At 32.3% G+C, this 18,154-nt stretch carries 15 protein-coding genes; 1 reads left to right on the plus strand and 14 read right to left on the minus strand.

Translation table 11 applies throughout. From position 1 onward, the window contains the following. Position 1: 1 nt before the first annotated feature. On the minus strand, positions 2-1,246 hold the full coding sequence (locus QWY99_RS17405; protein WP_290266994.1) for an ABC transporter permease: 1,245 nt from the start codon (positions 1,244-1,246) through the stop codon (positions 2-4). Beyond that, positions 1,239-1,940 (minus strand): ABC transporter ATP-binding protein, encoded by a 702-nt coding sequence (locus QWY99_RS17410; RefSeq protein ID WP_129540842.1) that lies wholly within the window; start codon positions 1,938-1,940, stop codon positions 1,239-1,241. Before QWY99_RS17410 ends, QWY99_RS17405 begins: the two co-directional genes overlap by 8 nt. Before the next feature lie 168 nt (positions 1,941-2,108). Here QWY99_RS17410 and QWY99_RS17415 point away from each other — a divergent pair, with 168 nt between their 5' ends. After that, complete coding sequence (locus tag QWY99_RS17415; RefSeq protein ID WP_290266995.1) at positions 2,109-3,518, plus strand: DUF4403 family protein; 1,410 nt, start codon at positions 2,109-2,111, stop codon at positions 3,516-3,518. Positions 3,519-3,525: 7 nt separating this feature from the next. On the opposite strand, the gene QWY99_RS17420 is transcribed toward QWY99_RS17415, so the two are convergent. From QWY99_RS17420 to sov, 12 genes are all read right to left on the minus strand, one after another. Then, positions 3,526-3,792 (minus strand): hypothetical protein, encoded by a 267-nt coding sequence (locus tag QWY99_RS17420; RefSeq protein WP_290266996.1) that lies wholly within the window; start codon positions 3,790-3,792, stop codon positions 3,526-3,528. Further along, positions 3,785-4,324 (minus strand): DUF420 domain-containing protein, encoded by a 540-nt coding sequence (locus tag QWY99_RS17425; protein ID WP_290266997.1) that lies wholly within the window; start codon positions 4,322-4,324, stop codon positions 3,785-3,787. Before QWY99_RS17425 ends, QWY99_RS17420 begins: the two co-directional genes overlap by 8 nt. 2 nt (positions 4,325-4,326) lie before the next feature. Then, positions 4,327-5,016: an SCO family protein gene (locus QWY99_RS17430; RefSeq protein WP_290266998.1), complete on the minus strand. Its 690-nt coding sequence runs from the start codon at positions 5,014-5,016 to the stop codon at positions 4,327-4,329. A 12-nt stretch (positions 5,017-5,028) separates the two neighbouring features. Further along, positions 5,029-5,670: a hypothetical protein gene (locus QWY99_RS17435; RefSeq protein WP_290266999.1), complete on the minus strand. Its 642-nt coding sequence runs from the start codon at positions 5,668-5,670 to the stop codon at positions 5,029-5,031. A gap of 77 nt (positions 5,671-5,747) precedes the next feature. Further along, positions 5,748-6,098 (minus strand): cytochrome C oxidase subunit IV family protein, encoded by a 351-nt coding sequence (locus QWY99_RS17440; protein ID WP_290267000.1) that lies wholly within the window; start codon positions 6,096-6,098, stop codon positions 5,748-5,750. A gap of 18 nt (positions 6,099-6,116) precedes the next feature. Then, on the minus strand, positions 6,117-7,097 hold the full coding sequence (locus tag QWY99_RS17445) for a cytochrome c oxidase subunit 3 (RefSeq protein ID WP_290267001.1): 981 nt from the start codon (positions 7,095-7,097) through the stop codon (positions 6,117-6,119). A gap of 42 nt (positions 7,098-7,139) precedes the next feature. Then, a complete protein-coding gene (locus tag QWY99_RS17450) occupies positions 7,140-7,727 on the minus strand; it encodes a cytochrome c oxidase subunit 3 (protein ID WP_290267002.1) in 588 nt (195 codons plus the stop codon). 2 nt (positions 7,728-7,729) lie between these two features. Then, on the minus strand, positions 7,730-8,632 hold the full coding sequence (gene cyoE, locus QWY99_RS17455) for a heme o synthase (protein ID WP_290267003.1): 903 nt from the start codon (positions 8,630-8,632) through the stop codon (positions 7,730-7,732). Between the two features lie 523 nt (positions 8,633-9,155). Next, positions 9,156-9,899 (minus strand): deoxyribose-phosphate aldolase, encoded by a 744-nt coding sequence (gene deoC / locus QWY99_RS17460; protein WP_290267004.1) that lies wholly within the window; start codon positions 9,897-9,899, stop codon positions 9,156-9,158. 169 nt (positions 9,900-10,068) lie between these two features. Further along, complete coding sequence (locus QWY99_RS17465; protein ID WP_290267005.1) at positions 10,069-10,455, minus strand: VanZ family protein; 387 nt, start codon at positions 10,453-10,455, stop codon at positions 10,069-10,071. Beyond that, positions 10,448-10,828: a glycine cleavage system protein GcvH gene (gene gcvH, locus QWY99_RS17470; protein WP_290267006.1), complete on the minus strand. Its 381-nt coding sequence runs from the start codon at positions 10,826-10,828 to the stop codon at positions 10,448-10,450. Before gcvH ends, QWY99_RS17465 begins: the two co-directional genes overlap by 8 nt. Before the next feature lie 87 nt (positions 10,829-10,915). Beyond that, positions 10,916-18,133 carry a T9SS outer membrane translocon Sov/SprA gene (sov, locus tag QWY99_RS17475; protein ID WP_290267007.1) on the minus strand — a complete coding sequence of 2,406 codons (7,218 nt, stop codon included), beginning with the start codon at positions 18,131-18,133 and terminating at the stop codon, positions 10,916-10,918. Positions 18,134-18,154 lie beyond the last annotated feature (21 nt).

The raw sequence follows: 18,154 nt of genomic DNA on the forward strand, positions 1-18,154 counted from the left end.
ATTATTCGTCTCTAAGTGCTACAATAGGTTTTATTTTTGCTGCTCTGTATGCTGGAAAAAAACCAGCCATTGCTCCCGCAAAAACAAGTAAAATAAGAGTGGTCAATGCCACACTAAAATCAACTTCAGGATTTAAAAAGAATTCACTTGTTATCATTGGGCCTACTACTTCTAGCAATAATAAACTTGCTAACAAACCAATAAACCCTGCTATTGTAGTAATAAAAATAGACTCATGTAATATCATTCCAACAATAGATACTGGAGAGGCACCAAGCGCTTTTCTAATACCAATTTCTTTGGTTCTTTCTTTTACAATAATTAACATGATGTTACTAACACCAACAACGCCTGCTATGATCGTGCAAATTCCAACCCACCAAAAAAACAATCTGATATAAAGATTTAAATCATATACTTGCTTTGCATCCTTAACCGAATTGTATAGACCGATACCGCTGTCATCATCTGGAGCAACAATATTTTTACTCTTCAAAAGTGCTTTTAAGTCTTCACTAAATTTTTCAGATTGTGCCAAAGCCTCTTCATAAGTCGCTTTTTTATTTAAAGTAAAAAACAAATTACTTACTTTATCACCAACACCATAGGCTCTTTGTGTGGTTGTCATTGGCAAATAAACCCTTGTTTCTTCTCTTTCACCTGCTGGATCTGTAAAAACGCCAACAACTTTAAAATTGATATTATTAATTGCAATTTGTTCTCCAAGTGGGTTCTTATCTTTAAACAAATCTGTTTTTACTTTCATTCCAATAACAGCAACTTTTTCATTATTAGCTAAATCTTTGCTATTGATGAATCTTCCCATAACAACGGTACCATTTTCAATTCCCAAATAGTCGGGATCTACTCCTCTAAATTGATACGTCGACGATTCTTTTCCATAACTCACTGAGGCTCCCCAAAAGTTATACGTTGATGCACGTTTATCTAATTTATCCTCGAATTTTTGAACTGATTGTGAGTAATCACTATTTCTAAACTGAATTTGGCGGCCTGGATTTAATCCTTTGTATTGTTTTGTAGTAGTACCCGACCAAACCTCTATAATACCTTCGGCATCACGTTCGAATTGTTTTTCGATTCCGTTTTGAAGGCCTTTACCTGCACCAAGAAGAATAACTAATATAAATATCCCGGAAGCCACAGAGATACCAGTAAGAAAGGTTCTTAATTTATTTTTAGCGATTGCTTCAAATATTTCTTGCCAACGCTCAATATTAAACATATGCTGATGCTCTAACTTGTTCTACGTATTTATCATCGATAATAAGTCCATCTTTCAAGACTACATTTCTCTTACACATTGCTGCAATATCTGGTTCGTGGGTAACAATTAGGATTGTTTTTCCTTCGTCATTGATTCCTTGAATCAATTCCATTACTTCATATGATGTCTTTGTATCCAATGCTCCTGTAGGTTCATCGGCTAATAAAACTTTAGGATTTGATGCTAATGCTCTTGCAATAGCTACACGCTGCTTCTGTCCTCCAGAAAGCTCACTTGGTAAATGGTGAGAATGGGAATCAAGCCCTACTTTTTTTAAGTAATTCAAGGCAATCTCGTATCGTTCTTTTCTTTTTACACCTTGATAATATAATGGCATTGCCACGTTATCTAAAGCAGTTTTATAATTAATCAAATTAAAAGATTGAAATACAAAACCTAAAAATTTATTTCGATATCTAGATGCTATGGTTTCATTCAGATTTTTTATTGGTACATTATCTAGTATATACTCTCCAGAATCTGCTTCATCTAATATTCCTAAAATATTAAGTAATGTAGATTTTCCAGAACCTGATGATCCCATGATAGCAACCAACTCCCCTTCTTTTATATTGAAATTAATCCCTTTTAATACATGCAATTCAGATTTTCCCATTTTATAGGATTTATGTAAGTCTTTAATTTCAATCATGGTTTGTTAATTTTAAACAATAATACCTATTTTTCCTAGCAATATACTACAATAAAATGTTAATAGATTTAACCTATTATACCAATAAGACTTATTTCTTATCTAAATGTTACACTTTAATCTTAAAATATATTTGTTTTCTTAATTTTGTATCTTAAAAAAAATACAATGAAGAAATTATTCTCGTTTCTAATACTTTCAATGATTGCACTATTTATAGCTAGCTGTTCTTCTTCTCAGAAATTAGCGACCTTAAAACCTGAACCCGATGATGCTAGTCCCTTAATATATGACAATGCCCCATCATTTATTAATTTACCTATTACAATAAAACTAAAAGATATTGAAAACCAGACTAACACTATTCTTAATGGTTTGATTTACGAAGACAACAATATTGAAGATGACGATATCGAAATCAAAATCTGGAAATTAGCTCCTATAAAAATCGAGGTTGACCCTGCTAATCCTGGTAAAAAAATAAAAACTATTTTACCTTTAAAAGCACTTGTTAAGTACCGAATAGGAACTAAACAACTGGGTGTTGAATTGTACGACACACGAGAATTTAATTTGAATGGAGTAATTACATTGAACAGCTCAGTAGGATTAACCAACTGGAAACTTAACACTAAAACGGAATTAAAATCATTAGATTGGAATGAGAGTCCAACAATGAGTGTTTTTGGAAAAAACATGCCTGTAACTTATCTTATAAATCCGGCTGTTTCAATTTTCAAATCAAAAATAGAAAAAAGTATCGACGCAGCAATCGAAAAGTCTATGGATTTCAAACCTAACGTTTTAGCAGCATTAGAGAAGATCTGCACTCCTTTTCAAATGAATGAGCAATATGAAAGTTGGCTTAGAATTGTTCCAATAGAAATATACTCTAGTGATGCAGTACTTAAAAACGATTCTTTTTTATTAGAAATGGGCATGAAATGCAATATGGAAACACTAGTTGGGAAACAACCTGAAAGCAAATTCAATGCCTCTAAAATTGTTTTAAAACCTGTTACAAAAATCCCTAAACAAATTACAGCCAACATCGCTGCGGTATCGAGCTATAAAGACGCTTCTAAAATCATGACTAGAAACTTTGCCGGACAAGAGTTTGGTACTGGCAGTAAAAAAATCACTGTGAAAATTGTAGAAATCTGGCACAAAGAGGGAAAAATGATTATTGCTTTAGATGTTTTGGGAGCAGTAAACGGAACATTATACTTAACCGGTTTTCCGAAGTATAATCAACAATCTAAAGAACTTTATTTTGACAAACTCGACTATGTTCTTGATACAAAAAGTAAACTAACCCGCACTGCAAATTGGCTCATGCAAGGTTACATCTTAAAGAAAATGGAAGAAAGTTGTCGTTATTCAATACAACCAAACTTAGAAGAAGGTAAGAAGAGTATGCTAACATACCTTAAAAACTATTCTCCTATGCCTGGTGTTTTTGTAAATGGAAAAATGGAAGATATTGAATTTCAAAAAATTGAATTGACAAATCAAGCCATTATTGCTTTTATAAAAGTTAATGGTACTGTAAATGTCTCTGTAAACGGATTGAAATAAATCTAACTTACGCGCTTTTCTTTTTTGATTGATACATTCTATAAATCAAATAGCCTATTACTGCAACTAGCAAATAAGGAACTACCATTAGGTAAACAATTCCATCGTTTACAGCTTCGGCTTGCTTCGTGTTTTCATCACCACCTAAAGCAGCGCGACACATAGCACATTGCGCATTAGCAGTTAAATTAAAGAAGAAAATAACCAACAAGAAACTAATCTTTGTTAGCTTAGAAACAGAACGTTTCTTGTTGTTTGTATTTATATTAAGCATAATAAGGGGAAATCATTAAATAAACAATTACTCCAGTTATAGCAACGTATAACCAAAGCGGAAATGTAATTCTTGCAATTTTTCTGTGATTTTCAAAATTCTTAGCAATTGCGCGAACATAAGTTATCAAAACCAAAGGAACGATTGCAATTGACAATAAGATATGCGAAATTAAAATAAAGAAATAAACATATCGTATCACTCCTTCTCCACCAAATTTAGTAGAATCAGACGTCATATGATACGCAATATACATAACAAGAAAAGCCAATGAAAGCGCTATTGCCGTAGTCATCAAACGCTCATGTGCCTTACGATTTCCTTTTTTTATGGCCATTACTGCAATAATCAAAACCAAAGCAGTAATTCCATTTATCGTAGCATAAATAGGTGGCAAAAAAGTAAGTGGCTCTACATCGTAACCAAAATCTTTTAATTTAACTCCAAACAGAATAGCAACTACAACTGGAATTACAATTGAAACAAGTACTATATACTTGTTGTATTTTTTTTCTAATGAATTATCCTCCATTTTTATTCTTCTAATAATATATTTATATCTTGTTGAATGTCTCTAACTCCTTTTTTATCCAATCCATCATAGTAAAGTATTGGGTTTCCAAATTCATCTTTACGACAACGAATGTCTCCATTTTTATCTATTAAAGCAAATAATCCAGAATGCTCAAAACCTCCGCTTACTTTACTATTTGTACCTGCGTACAAATTGAATCCTTTATTAGATAAATCCATAATAACATTTTTATCTCCAGTTAAAAAATTCCAATTAGAAGACTTAACTCCTAAAATCTTAGCATGATCTTTTAAAACTTGTGGTGTATCATGAGCAGGATCAATTGTTATTGAGACAATCCCGAAATTTGGATTTCCAAAAAACTTTTTCTCAATCTCCAACATACTTAAATTCATTTTAGGACATATAGATGGGCAGGTCGTAAAGAAAAACTCTAAAACATAAACTTTTCCTTTATACGTTTCATTTGATATTTTTATATTATCCTGATTGATTAATTCAAATTTAGGAGCTGGACCAATTTTAACTAGTTTTCCATCTTCCTTAACATTTTTTCCATTAACGCTATCTAAACGGCTTCCTTTTACAACTGAATCATTTTTTACTCTTTCAATAATTTTAGGTATTGCATAAATTCCAAAAATCAATACTATAAATGAAATACCGATATATGATTTGTTTTTAAACATGATAATATAATTTTAAAGTTGTTTTGTTGCATTATGATTTTTCTTAAGAGCTGCACGATACTCGTATAAGATAATCTTAAAATCATCTAACATTTCATTGCTTAACTCAGAAGGATGAAAAGTATTATACCCTTCTTTATAATTGTCTTTATCTTTTCGCCCTCTTAAATTGCGTTCTTTATCAACAATAAACACATTAGGAGTTCCTAAATGCTGGTCTAGTTTTCCAACCAAATGCAATTGATCGTAATAGGCTGTTATTTCGGATGGAGGAGCAAAAACAAAATGCCACTGAGATACATCTGTAAAATCGGATAAAGCATCTATAACTTTACGCGCATCCTCTTCTGTCCCCAATGGACAAATCACAACAAATTGTAAATCTTTGAAGCCATGATAGCGTTGATAAACTTTTTCATTTAGATTAAAATAATTACCTCGATTTTTTAAAATATCAGATCCTGAAAAACCAAGTATTGTTATTTTATTATCCAAACCAACTTTTTCGCCTCTTAAAGACTTCCAATCTCCTAGGTTGGCAATTTTGGGAGTTACAACAGGTAATTTAGTGAAACCATTAACGCCAGATGCAAAAAAAAGATAAGCAACTATAGGCAAAACGAAGAGAACAAAAAGGACTATATTTTTTTTCATTATACAAGGGAAAAAATTAAAGTACAAAAATAAAAAAAGGTACGCAATGCGTACCTTCTTTTTGAATTAATATCATGTTAAAAATTCCATTTAATGGTAGAATTTTTAAAAACCTCAAAAATATAATGTCCTTCAGTTAAAAGAATAAACAATAAATACAATACAAGGAAAACAACTGAAGAAACAACTGACCATCTTAAGCCACTTGACTCACCTTCCATATGCATAAATGCCCATACTATATAATAAGCTTTATATATTGTTAAAATATAAAATATCCAATTTAATAAGTTCAAACCAAAAAAATGATTGAACTCTAATACTCCTGGCTTATAAATACCAAGGATAACCTCCACTGTTGTTACAACTGATAAAAGTGCAAAAACAAACCAGATTCTTTTCGTATGTGATACATATTCGTGTGACATAATAATATAAATCTAAAATTAAACTAAGTAGAAAACTGTAAATACAAATACCCAAACTAAATCGACAAAGTGCCAGTATAAACCAACTTTCTCTACCATTTCATAGCTCTTTCTTTTTTCATAAGTACCTAACAATACATTAAAGAAGATAATGATATTGATGATAATTCCTGAGATAACGTGAAAACCGTGAAATCCAGTAATAAAGAAAAAGAAATCAGCAAACAATTTGTTTCCGTATTCGTTTCTTGTCAAATTAGCACCTTCTACAACATAATGCGCTTGACTTAATCTTGACTCTGACTCTTCTCTAGTTAGAATAGTTTTTTGCTTTTTCTCAGTAAGCTTTTCCGTTCTTATTAATAATTCAGGATGCGCTTTGAAACCTGCTTGTACTTCGGCTACTGAATATGTTGGCAATGTTTCAGCATCACTCATAAACCATTTACCTTTGTCTCTTGTCAATGCTTCTCTACCATCTGGCAATTTTACTGCAAAATCTGCAAGAGCAACACGTTTTCCGTCTTTATCCACAAACTGAAGTAAACTTCCTCCTTTTGTTTCAATAGCTCCGTATTCTCCTTTGATAAAGTTTTTCCATTCCCAAGCTTGTGACCCAACGAAAATCAAACCTCCAATAATAGTTAAAAACATATATACTGCAACTTTGTTTTTCTTCATTTGATGACCAGCATCAACAGCCAAAACCATTGTTACAGATGAAAAAATCAAAATAAATGTCATCAATGCGACATAGTACATAGGTGCAGGTACACCATGCATAAAAGGAAAGTGATTAAACACTTCATCAGCCAATGGCCAAGTTTCGATAAATTTAAATCTAGAAAAACCATAAGCTGCTAGAAATCCAGAGAACGTTAAGGCATCAGATACGATAAAATACCACATCATCATTTTACCATAACTTGCCCCTAATGGCTCATTGCCGCCTCCCCAAGTTTTTTCTTCGTTTTTTGCAGTTGTAACTGTCGCTTCCATAAAAGATATTCGTTAAAAAGTTCCCAAATTTACGTTTTTTTCTTATTTAAAGAAATATAAAAATAAAAATAAATAGACCCACAAGAAATCAAGAAAGTGCCAGTACATTGCACCTAGTTCTATTCCAAGAGTTTGAGTCGAATTGTATTTCTGTTTAAAATGATTATAAATAATAACTAGAAGAGAAATGATCCCTCCAGCTAAGTGAAATAAGTGTGTAACCGTTACAACATATAAGAAAGTTGTAGTTATTGTACTCTCTGCTCCGGTAAAATAATATCCGTTTGCTACTATCTGTCCAAAACCTACAAATTGTAAAATAACAAACAATATTCCTAATGCTAGAGTAGTCAATAGTAAATTTGTTGTTGCTTTTCTATTGTCCTTTTGCATCGCATTTTTAGCTAAATGAAAAGTAACACTACAACCAATAATCACCAAAGTGCTATAAAAAAACGCTGGCGGTAATTGAAAATCCTTCAACCAATCGGTTCTTGACTTACTAACTACAAAAGCACTTGTAAGTCCTGCAAACATCATGGTCATACTGACCATAGCGAACAATAAAATTAATTTAGATGACTTAGCGCTCCTTGCTCTATATTCATCTTCTGTCATTGTCATTTCCATAATTATCTCAAAAATTTATCAAATATATAAATCAACTGCAACAAGGTAATGTAAGACACACTTACCAACATCAATGTTCTTGCTGCCTTGGCTGTTCTTAATTTATACAAACGAACTGCATAAATCAACATCCAAATCCCCAACAGAAACACTAAAACCGCTGCTATTGGTGTAATAAACAACTTACCTGTATACCCTAAACATGGTAAAAGTGATGCCACTATAAGCCATATTGTATATAAAATAATCTGCAACGCAGTACCTTTGTCTTTTTTCCCAGTAGGCAGCATAAAAAAGCCTGCTTTTTCGTAATCTTCATATAAAAACCAACCTATAGCCCAAAAATGAGGAAATTGCCAAAAAAACTGAATTAAAAAAAGCGTCCCTGCCTCTATCCCAAATTCTCCTGTAGCCGCAACCCATCCTAACATAAATGGTATTGCACCTGGAAAAGCTCCAACAAAAACTGACAATGATGTTATTGTCTTTAAAGGGGTATAAACGCTGGTATATAAAAATATAGAAATCGCACCAAACATTGCTGTTTTAGGATTGATTGTATACAGTAAAGTTAACCCAATAATTGTCAACAAACTTGCTACAATCAAAGCTAATTTTGAGGACATTCTTCCAGAAGGAACAGGTCGATTCTTTGTTCTATCCATTAAGGCGTCCAAATCTTTCTCAATAACCTGATTAAAAGCATTTGAAGCTCCTACCATACAATACCCTCCTATTGCTAAAACTAGAAGTACAGTCCATTGAAATGGATGTTTATCGTCAAAACCAAGTAAATAACCTGCAATTGAAGAAAACAAAACACTAACAGCGAGTCCTGCTTTTGTGATTTCTTTGAAATCATTAAATATAGATTTAAGTGAAAGTGTATTTTGTGTTGCGTCCAATGCGTTGTTATTTTTGTTTTTCCAAAACTGGTGCAAATGTACAAATTAGATTGCAGAATTTAGGACGATAAATTTACAATTTTTCGAATGAAGCAATCAAATACACCTCAATTTCACTATAAAAGCGAATCATTTGCAAAAAATCTTACTAAATATCTCATTAATAAAAACACCATCTGAAAAACAACTACTCTTAATCTGTAAGCAAAACTTGTTGCACTTTACCAAAAAACTCCTCTATATCTTTAGTCGAACCAAATCTTCTCCAAATTAAGCTTACTGCTTTTTTTAAATCAGTTACGGATTTAAAAAATATCCTAACTCTTTCTGATTATTACACTTTCCTTATTAAGTCCATTTTCTTCTCCACTTTTATAAATACTCAATCGATAATTAAATGAATCTTCATTCCTATCAAAATCCAATCCTCCTCCAAAATTAAGTACAGTAAATTTTATGTAAGCATAAAAAACAAAGCTATAAAAGTCAAGAATCGTTTGTTCAACTAAATCGGGTTGTAAATTTAGTATTCATTGTTTGAAATTTCTCTATCAGCAATTGCTTTAGCGTTTGATGTCCCTATACGCTTTACTCCAAGCTTTATCATTTCAACTGCTTCTTCGTATGTTCTTACTCCGCCTGCCGCTTTTACAGGTAAGGGAGAAGCATTTTCCAACATCATAAGAATTGATGGAACCGTTGCTCCATTTGGTTTGTTGTGTTCTGTTTTATAAAAACCTGTAGACGATTTCACAAAAACTGAAGAATACTGATTCTCTTCAAAATTCTGAATGACTATATTTTTGATTAATGCTGACAATTGTATAATTTCTTTATCACTGAGTGCCGCAACTTCGATAATCCATTTTACAACTTTACTATTAGTCAATCCCAATAGTGTGCATTGCAAAATTTCATTTTTCACTAAATCAATTTCTCCATTTTTGAACGCTTCATAATTGCAAACAAAATCCAATTCATTTGCTCCATCTCGTATTGCTTTATTAGCTTCAGCAAGCTTTTCTTCTAGACTTGATTTCCCTTCTGGGAAGTCAATTACGGTACCTATCAAAAGATTTGATTTAGCATCAGAAATTATTTGTTTAGCTAAACTCACTTGGTCTGGACGAATCATTATTAATTTAAATTGTTCTACTATCGCTTCTTCAATAAAACTCTTGACCACTTGTGTATTTTCAGCTTCGCTTAAATTTGCTTGAGTAGCAGTTTTTAAATATGTTGAGTCTAAGTATTGTCTAATATTCATAGTTCTATAAATTGATTGCTTTAAATCTTGATTAACAAAAATACGTTTTATATTGAGATAAGCCTGGAATTAACGACTACTTTTAATACTACACATACACAACAAAATCTTTATGGACAACGACCCATTAGCCCTAAAAGCAAAAAATCCCACCGAAGTGAGATTTTTTTTAATTTACTATTTTAGTGACTATTTTATTAAACAGTAACACTGCAATTATTGCGGCTGTAGCCCCTAATGAATTGGCTAAAAAATCCATCATGTCTGCACTTCTTGTTAAAGTATATTCGCTTTGTAAAATTTCGATTATGATTCCAAAAAAAGTTGAAAAAACAAAAGAAAGCAATAATGGTCTAAAATCATCTGTGTTCTTAAATTGCTTTTTGAAATACAAAAACCACAGAAAGTTAAAACCAAAATAAAAACAAAAGTGAACTAATTTATCTATGTGTGGAATACTTACAACCGGTATATTACTTGATTCGGTTAAACAGAGATAAAAAATAATTCCTGTCCAAAATAAAGCCAAACATAAAAAAACAATTTTTTTAAGCACCTATTAATTCTTTATAAGCTTCATCAGATAATAAAGAATCTAATTCTGATGTATTTGAAATTTTAATTTTAATCATCCAACCATCACCATAAGGATCAGAGTTTACAGTTTCTGGAGCACTTTCTAAATTTTCATTAAAAGCAATAATCTCTCCAGACAAAGGCAAGAACAAATCTGAAACTGTTTTTACAGCTTCAACCGTACCAAAAACTTCATCTTTATCAAGTGTTTGATCTAAAGTCTCTACTTCAACATAAACGATATCTCCTAATTCTTTTTGTGCAAAATGAGTAATTCCTACTGTTGCAACATCACCTTCAATGCTAACCCATTCGTGATCTTTTGTGTACTTTAAATTTGCTGGTATATTCATAATAAATACTTATTGATAATTGATAATTGAATTCTAATAGGGCAAATGTAACAATCTTCTAATCAAATTCTCTTCAGAATCTAAAAATTAATTTCCAAAATTATATCGAATAGTAAACCCTGATCGGATATTGGTTAAAGGATATAAAGTAGAAATGACTGCTTTAGAGAATGAATGATCATAATAAAAAATAGCTGTTAGGTTCTTACTAAATGAATAATCTGCTGTAAGTTTTAAAGACCAAATGTTTTGTCCTGCAGCTAGTTGATTGTTATCATAATCTAAGTAACGAACCATTGTTTGATTATTTCGAAACGATAAATCTCCTTTTATATTGATATCACTCTTAATTATTCCCGTAGGACTATCTGCTAGTGTCGATGAAAAAATCACATCTTTAATGCGATATCCAAGACCTATGATATACTCCATTCCTTTAACTTCTGTCAATAAATTATTATCAAAACTCATTGACAACGCTCTATCTTTTTTAATTTCTGTAAGTACCTTCAAAGAACTTTTTAGCTCAAAATCCATTCTGATTAGTGGATTAAACTGCTCTACTAAGTTCACATTAGACATAATAGTTGCATTATAAAAATTATCACTATCAGGATCTTGTTGCCCTTTATATTGGTCATATTTAAAATTAGAGCGATACTGATTTATTGTATAAGATGCTCTATAATTATGTTGTAATGAAAAACGTTTAAACTTTTCTTTAAAGTAACGGTAACGCATTAATCCATTATACTTAATACTCCAGTTTGGAAGCGGGAAATTCCTAAAAATTCCTGTCGAACTTTTTGAAGCATCGCTTCCTGAATAGGCTGCTAAAAAGGAAGGAAGCAAAACGGCTTGATTGTTTTTTGTATATCCTATTGGGTAGCCCGCGTTTGACTCGAAAATGTCTTTCTTCTCATAATTAGGATCTGTTGGATTTACCGGAATAGGATTGGCTGCATCACCATATCTCGGTATCGGAACTCCTGAACCGTAATGACTTTCTGCTAATCGATTTGCAATTTCTAAACGGTTAGATCTAAAATCATCAAATGCTGCCGAAGAAATTTCGTTACTCGTAGAAAATGCTGTTTTTATTAAAATCGTCGAAATAGAAAACATTCCATAATTGTATGGCGATCTTGCATGATACTGCCCTGATGCATCAACATCATATTGTTCAGAAAAATTGGCTGAATAAGTACGATCAAAATTCAAATCAACTTTTAAATCTGGTAATAAATCAATATTGGCCGTAGCTTTAAACATCTTGTTAGTAACCTGTGAGAAACTCTGATTAAAGTCCTGGTAATTGGTTAACCATCCGTTTTTAGCTGCCTCGTAACGTACATCATCCTGACTTCCGAAAATAAATCCTAATGAAGGTCGCGACGAACCTAAGAATCCAACACTTGGTGTATACCCTGGTAAAACTGTTCCGCTATTTACGGTATAATTAACCTGAATGTTTTTTATACTTGTTAGCACCCCCATTAAACCATCTTGAAATACACTGTTTTTTTCTAATCCCTGATTTGTATTTACTACTTTTTCTCCTGGTTTAGGCACGGTTGGTTTTGCCTTAGCTGTTTTAGCACCTCCTTTTGTAAGTCCTAAATACTTATAAAGCGTATTCATATTCATTGCCGCAGTGAACGTATTCGAATTTGCGTTTTGAATTGTATTTCCTAAATTATAACTTCCTTGATCATCTTCAAAAGTCGATAATGCCTCTGATGTACGTTGCCAAGTATAATCTCCAGTATAAGTATAACTCGCTTTTAAAAATGCCAATACAGGTATTTTATACAACGGAATTTCATAGTTTAAAATCAATTGTTGCATATGCTGATTTGGCGTACCAATATCCCAGTAACTATCCCAAATGCTAAAGCTATCGATAGGTTCATTATCGGCATTCAAATAATTCTTAACGATATTATTTGATGATGCTGTATAATTTATTTTCAACGATTTTGTAAGGTTATAATTGAATCCATACTGATAGTTAAAAGCAAAGTTTCTTCTGTACAACGGATCTAACCCAAGCCCTTCAACATTTTCAACCTGTCTGAATTCCTGACGATTGTATTGTCTTATGATATTAGTATTAAAAGTGATGTTTGATGGTAAGTAATTAAAATTAAAATCACTCAACATTTTCCAATAATCACTTTTCTTAAAATATTTAGTTTTCTTGAATGGCTCTACTGTTTTTGGCTGAAAACTGTAGGCGTAATTTACTGTTGTACTCGATTGTAAATCTTCATAACTTTTTATCTCATAATCATGACGCTCTACTTCGTTATATGATTGCGAAAAAGTAAAGTTTTCAGGATCGTAAATATGTTGTTTTTGTTCTGGCGCTCTATCTTTTCTTACTCCTATAAAATTGATACTTCTACGCTTTGTATAATCAATAGCACGATTTCTTATATTTTCTTTTTCGGCAGAATTACTTGTTATATCCAACAATTGTTTCAACTTAATATCTTCGTTAAACGGATCGTATTCTGGTGTAATTGTCTCTTCTCCTACCGCATAATTGAAAGGCAAGTTTATTCCCCACTTTGGAGGTAATAATTTTCCTAAATTTAAATTCGTTACAATATTATATTGTTGAATATCTTCTCTACTTCTTTCGTTTGGTCCTTGTTCTAGAGAACCAAATCCTATGGTGCTTTTTCTACCTGTTGCAGATATAGTTGCAAAATCAGCAAAATTAGTATCAATATTTAATATCGCTGCCATACCACCTTTATTATCCATTCCGGCAAGACGCAACTCATTAAACCATACTTCTCCTTTAACATTTTGGTGTAGCTCGGCATTTTTAACACCTACCATTAAATTTCTAACCAATCCAAAATTAGGATTACCTTTTATACCTAATCGCATGTTGTTATCCCCATCACCGCCAGGATTTATTAAATCATCATCTGGATAATAAATACCATCGGGCGGAAGCGTATTAGGGTCAATTTTCATGGCCATAATTTTCATCTTCGTTAATAACGATAAATCCAAATCAATATCATTTTCTGCTGGCCAAACAATTTCAGGACTTAATGGAGAACAATTTGACCCATTGGTAGAAGTTGGAAGTGTTACTTTTAAAGGAATTTCAATTTGATAGAAATTTTGAGTAAAGTCATTTCCAAAACGGATAAACCCAACCATTTGCCCATCTCTTAATACTATTTCGTCAGGCAATGATTCAGCGTGTAAAAACATTTTTAATCTGTTGTATTGACGCATATCAACACTTACGTTTTTAAATACAGCTCTAGAATCTCTTGGTTGCAATCCTCCTCCTGAAACTCGTAGTGCTAATGCTTGCTCGTTTTGGTTGATGATCGTATTATTATTATACAATTGTTCACGTAATACTCCTGGAGGCGAAACATAATTTACTGGACATCTAGCACCATTTTCTTCTATATTCACAGCTGCTACATCAAAAGTAGTATTGTCATCATCAACATTAACATCTGTTGGGTCTAATGTATTTGTATATCTTCTCCACTCTCCTCTTACTAAATCTAATGCTCCAAAACGAACTGTAACATCGCTTTCGAATCCTGTCATAAACATTCTCATGAAACGAATTGATCTAAAATCTGATATGGTACCAATTGTGTTTTGAGGTTGCGAAACTGGAATTTTAAACTGTATCCATCTGGCATCGGTAACAGATCCGTTTGCCATTGTCACTTGTGTTTCTCTTATATCGGTAACATAATTTTGTCCTTCTTTCATGCCTGGCTTAACATCTATGCTATACTCATAATAGGCATTAATGGTATTCATCGTGTTATCCCTATTGATATCTTCTACATCTGGAAGTGTTGTCGAAGCTCTATTGGCATCATTTATATCTACGGCTGAGTTATTTTCTACTCCGTTATAATTTTTATAACGATCTAAAACGCCTCCTGTAGTATTTAAATAATAAGTATAGTTATCCGCTGCAGGATCTTTTTCTCCACCATAGTTCGTATATATGGTACCCTCTTTAGAGTCAGGTAAGCCATCTAGACCAACATCTTGATTTGCTCTGTTACCAGCGTTATTATCAAATGCATAAATTAAAGATTGTGATGCTGGAACATCTCCCCATATTGGTTGTGGCTTTGCTAATATTTGATTTGGACCTAAACCATTTTCATATTGTTTTCTACCATCTTTTAAGATGTCTTCGGAAATTTCTCCTAGGTTAAAATAAACCTTACCTGTATTACTGTCATTAGTCTTTCCTGCACCCACAAATGGATCTAATACCCAGAATTGGATATACTCGACATTTCCTTGTTCAAAATCTGTTGAACTCAAGGCACGCATTATTCCACCAAAATTATCTTTTGGATTTAATGCATAATTTAAATCATTATTATATGGTCCTCTTTCTGATGGATAATAGGTTAAATCTAATGTATTAACCACTTGTGTTTGCCCTTGTGCTATATCTGTTAATGGATATAACTCATCACTATAAATTCTACGGGTTGTATTTAACGATAAGTCATCATTAGTAATTCCTGAAGGTTTTGATGCATAAAAAATTGGATCAATTGTATACCATGATAGTTTTGCTCTTTTAAAACCATAACTTAAATCCCCTTTATCTGCACCAAAATCATACGTACTTGTTGTACTTTTATCTGGTGTAGAAGACAAACTCCATGCATATGCTGAACGCATATCAATAGTAGATTGCGATCCTTCGAAGTCATCTACATAAATAGTTGATTCTCCTTCAAAATTATCTGCTTTTGAAGTTCCTGGTTTTAAGAAAGCAATTTCTCCTCTTATCGAAAGATTTGAAGGTACATCGGTATCCATAAATGGTAATTTATTTACCAATCGGGTAAAGAAAGGAACTTCTGTAGAGAAATTTGTATTGAAACCATATATCATATTATTTACAGATTCCTGTCCATAACTTGATTTTTGTGTAAACGGTTTCTCTGACATCTGTAATAAAGTACCTCCAACAGTAAAATTATCAGAAATTTTATGTTGTATATCTACTCCTATAAATCTTCGGGTTTGTTGTCCGAAAATAGAATTATTCTCTAATGATATTTCAATCGGTGTGTTTGATGCTTGAAGCGAAGGATCTAAGATTTGAACTCTTCCTAATTGATAATTTACACTGTAATCAATTCCCTCAACTAATACACGTCCTGCTGCAGTAACGACAACTGAACCTTGTGGAACATTAAAAGCTCCAATAGGAATCCCATCGCCTCCTGTAGATTTATATTTACCTCTTAATAAGAATTTGTTTTTATCGCTATCTTGTAAAGCTCCCGATTGTGTATTAGAATACATATTACGGAATACATATTTACTCTGGTTTGGGTTATATGTACTTGTATTACGGTAATCTTCGGCTGTACTTTTTGATAATTTTTCAAATAGTCGTTCTCCAAAAGGCTCTTTGGTCGTAAATATAATTCTACCATTTTGAGCATCTATCGTTAACCCTGGTAAAAAATCAAAAAAACCATCACCTCCCACTTGAGGATCATTATTATAATTCAATTTATCCAAATCAAATACCTTAAGTAAAGGGGTATCTGTTACTCTCATATCTGGAAGAGGGTTTTCTGGAAATGGATTAGAACTATTTACTGGTGTAATATAATTTATTGGAGAAGGATCCGTATACAATATATTGAATCTAAAATCCTCTTGTTTTATTTGATATGCCCCAGGAATTTGATAGATATTTTTCATCATCAAGTTCCAAACTGGATTCTTAACATTAGTCAAATTACTTTTCAGCATTTTCAATATCAAACTTTGTGTTATGATTGCTTGATTTGAAGGATTATTTCCTGTTACTACGGTAGCGTCTACACCATCGTTTCCAAATTCACCTACCTGAAACACTTGGTCTCCCATTGTATACTCGTAAGCAACTGCCAGAACTTCATCATTTGCTAATCGTTGTTGCAACGATAGATACCCTAATTGTGCATTAAAAGTATACTCATTAGGATTTAACTTTCTTGCATTTTCTAATTTTGAATAATCTTGTCCTTCATTTACTGTAACATTAAACCCTGTACCTGAAGTGACAATTTCACGAATATCTCTATTCAATAAACCTGTTCCTCCAATAATTAATCTCGGATCATATTTATTATTACCATTGTCTGATGGTGAACCAATTTGTTTAAGAAAAATTCCTGCTGAAGGGTTTAAAACTACAATTTCATTATCTGGAATTCCAGCTATTTGTGCTTCTCCCAAATCCTGTAGCGCAATAATATTTCTTAAATTATTATTGGTTGTACTAACCCTATTTTGTTTGTTTGTTACCCAAACCTCTAATCGTGTAATTTGAACACGGCTATCAATAACAGGGTATTTTTTTAATGCTGAATCGTACTTATTTCTAAAATATTGAGATAGGAAAAAGTGTCTGTCATTATCATAATTCAAGGCATACAGATCAAAATTCTGAACAGTTCCTCCCCCTTCGGCAACGACGCTTTTGGCTTGAGATTTTTGTTCTGAGAAAACACCTGTAATAGTAGTTTTTCCGAATTGTAATTGAGCTTTTACTCCAAATAAACTTTGTGCTCCCCTAATTAAAGTACTATTAAGAGGCATACTTACGTTACCAACTTCGATTTTTTGGATGATATCGTCTTCGGATGGACTGTATTCTAATTTTATTAAATTTTGAAACGCAAATGTTGATTGTGTATCGTAATTAGCATTTACATTTAATCGCGTACCTACTTTTCCTTGCAAGCTCATGCTAATACGTTGATCAAAATCAAAAGAAAGATTAGACCTGTTTCTGGGAGAAAAAGACGGATTATCTTGTTTGGTATAACGAGCACCTAAATCAATTTCGACAGAACCAGTTGGTTTTACGTCGATTGTATTACTCCCGAAAATAGATTCAAAAAGTCCTGACTTTATATAATATCTAGGAAGTAAATCTTTTTTGGCATCTTCGGCACCATCTTTTTTACCATCTATAGCGTCAACTTTTTTCTTAAAATAAGCTCTTCGAGATTCTTTTAAGATTAATCGCTCATACTCTTCCGGTGTTAAAATAATTGGGTAGTTAATCGAAAACCCTTCTACTGAATTGGTATAGATGTAGCGATCTGTTATAGGGTCATAAGTATAAGCTGAAAGAATGCTTTGCGGATCTTTTATTTGTATTTTACCAACAGAATACCCTGTTTTCGTTGTATCTTGAACCTCCTCTATTACTTGAGCATTCGATACAATCCCACAAAATAAAACCAGTAAAAAAATACAAATTTTATGCATATATCCTGAATGTTTTTATGT

This window comes from Flavobacterium branchiarum (assembly GCF_030409845.1).
In the GTDB taxonomy this organism is placed as follows: domain Bacteria; phylum Bacteroidota; class Bacteroidia; order Flavobacteriales; family Flavobacteriaceae; genus Flavobacterium; species Flavobacterium branchiarum.

Bases quoted from the DNA above. Each gene is read 5' to 3' on its own strand.
- QWY99_RS17420 (WP_290266996.1), bottom strand. From the start codon at position 3,792: ATGCTTAATATAAATACAAACAACAAGAAACGTTCTGTTTCTAAGCTA.
- QWY99_RS17440 (WP_290267000.1), bottom strand. From the start codon at position 6,098: ATGTCACACGAATATGTATCACATACGAAAAGAATCTGGTTTGTTTTT.
- QWY99_RS17415 (WP_290266995.1), top strand. From the start codon at position 2,109: ATGAAGAAATTATTCTCGTTTCTAATACTTTCAATGATTGCACTATTT.
- QWY99_RS17435 (WP_290266999.1), bottom strand. From the start codon at position 5,670: ATGAAAAAAAATATAGTCCTTTTTGTTCTCTTCGTTTTGCCTATAGTT.
- QWY99_RS17405 (WP_290266994.1), bottom strand. From the start codon at position 1,246: ATGTTTAATATTGAGCGTTGGCAAGAAATATTTGAAGCAATCGCTAAA.
- QWY99_RS17450 (WP_290267002.1), bottom strand. From the start codon at position 7,727: ATGGAAATGACAATGACAGAAGATGAATATAGAGCAAGGAGCGCTAAG.
- QWY99_RS17430 (WP_290266998.1), bottom strand. From the start codon at position 5,016: ATGTTTAAAAACAAATCATATATCGGTATTTCATTTATAGTATTGATT.
- QWY99_RS17445 (WP_290267001.1), bottom strand. From the start codon at position 7,097: ATGGAAGCGACAGTTACAACTGCAAAAAACGAAGAAAAAACTTGGGGA.
- QWY99_RS17425 (WP_290266997.1), bottom strand. From the start codon at position 4,324: ATGGAGGATAATTCATTAGAAAAAAAATACAACAAGTATATAGTACTT.
- deoC (WP_290267004.1), bottom strand. From the start codon at position 9,899: ATGAATATTAGACAATACTTAGACTCAACATATTTAAAAACTGCTACT.
- gcvH (WP_290267006.1), bottom strand. From the start codon at position 10,828: ATGAATATACCAGCAAATTTAAAGTACACAAAAGATCACGAATGGGTT.
- sov (WP_290267007.1), bottom strand. From the start codon at position 18,133: ATGCATAAAATTTGTATTTTTTTACTGGTTTTATTTTGTGGGATTGTA.
- QWY99_RS17410 (WP_129540842.1), bottom strand. From the start codon at position 1,940: ATGATTGAAATTAAAGACTTACATAAATCCTATAAAATGGGAAAATCT.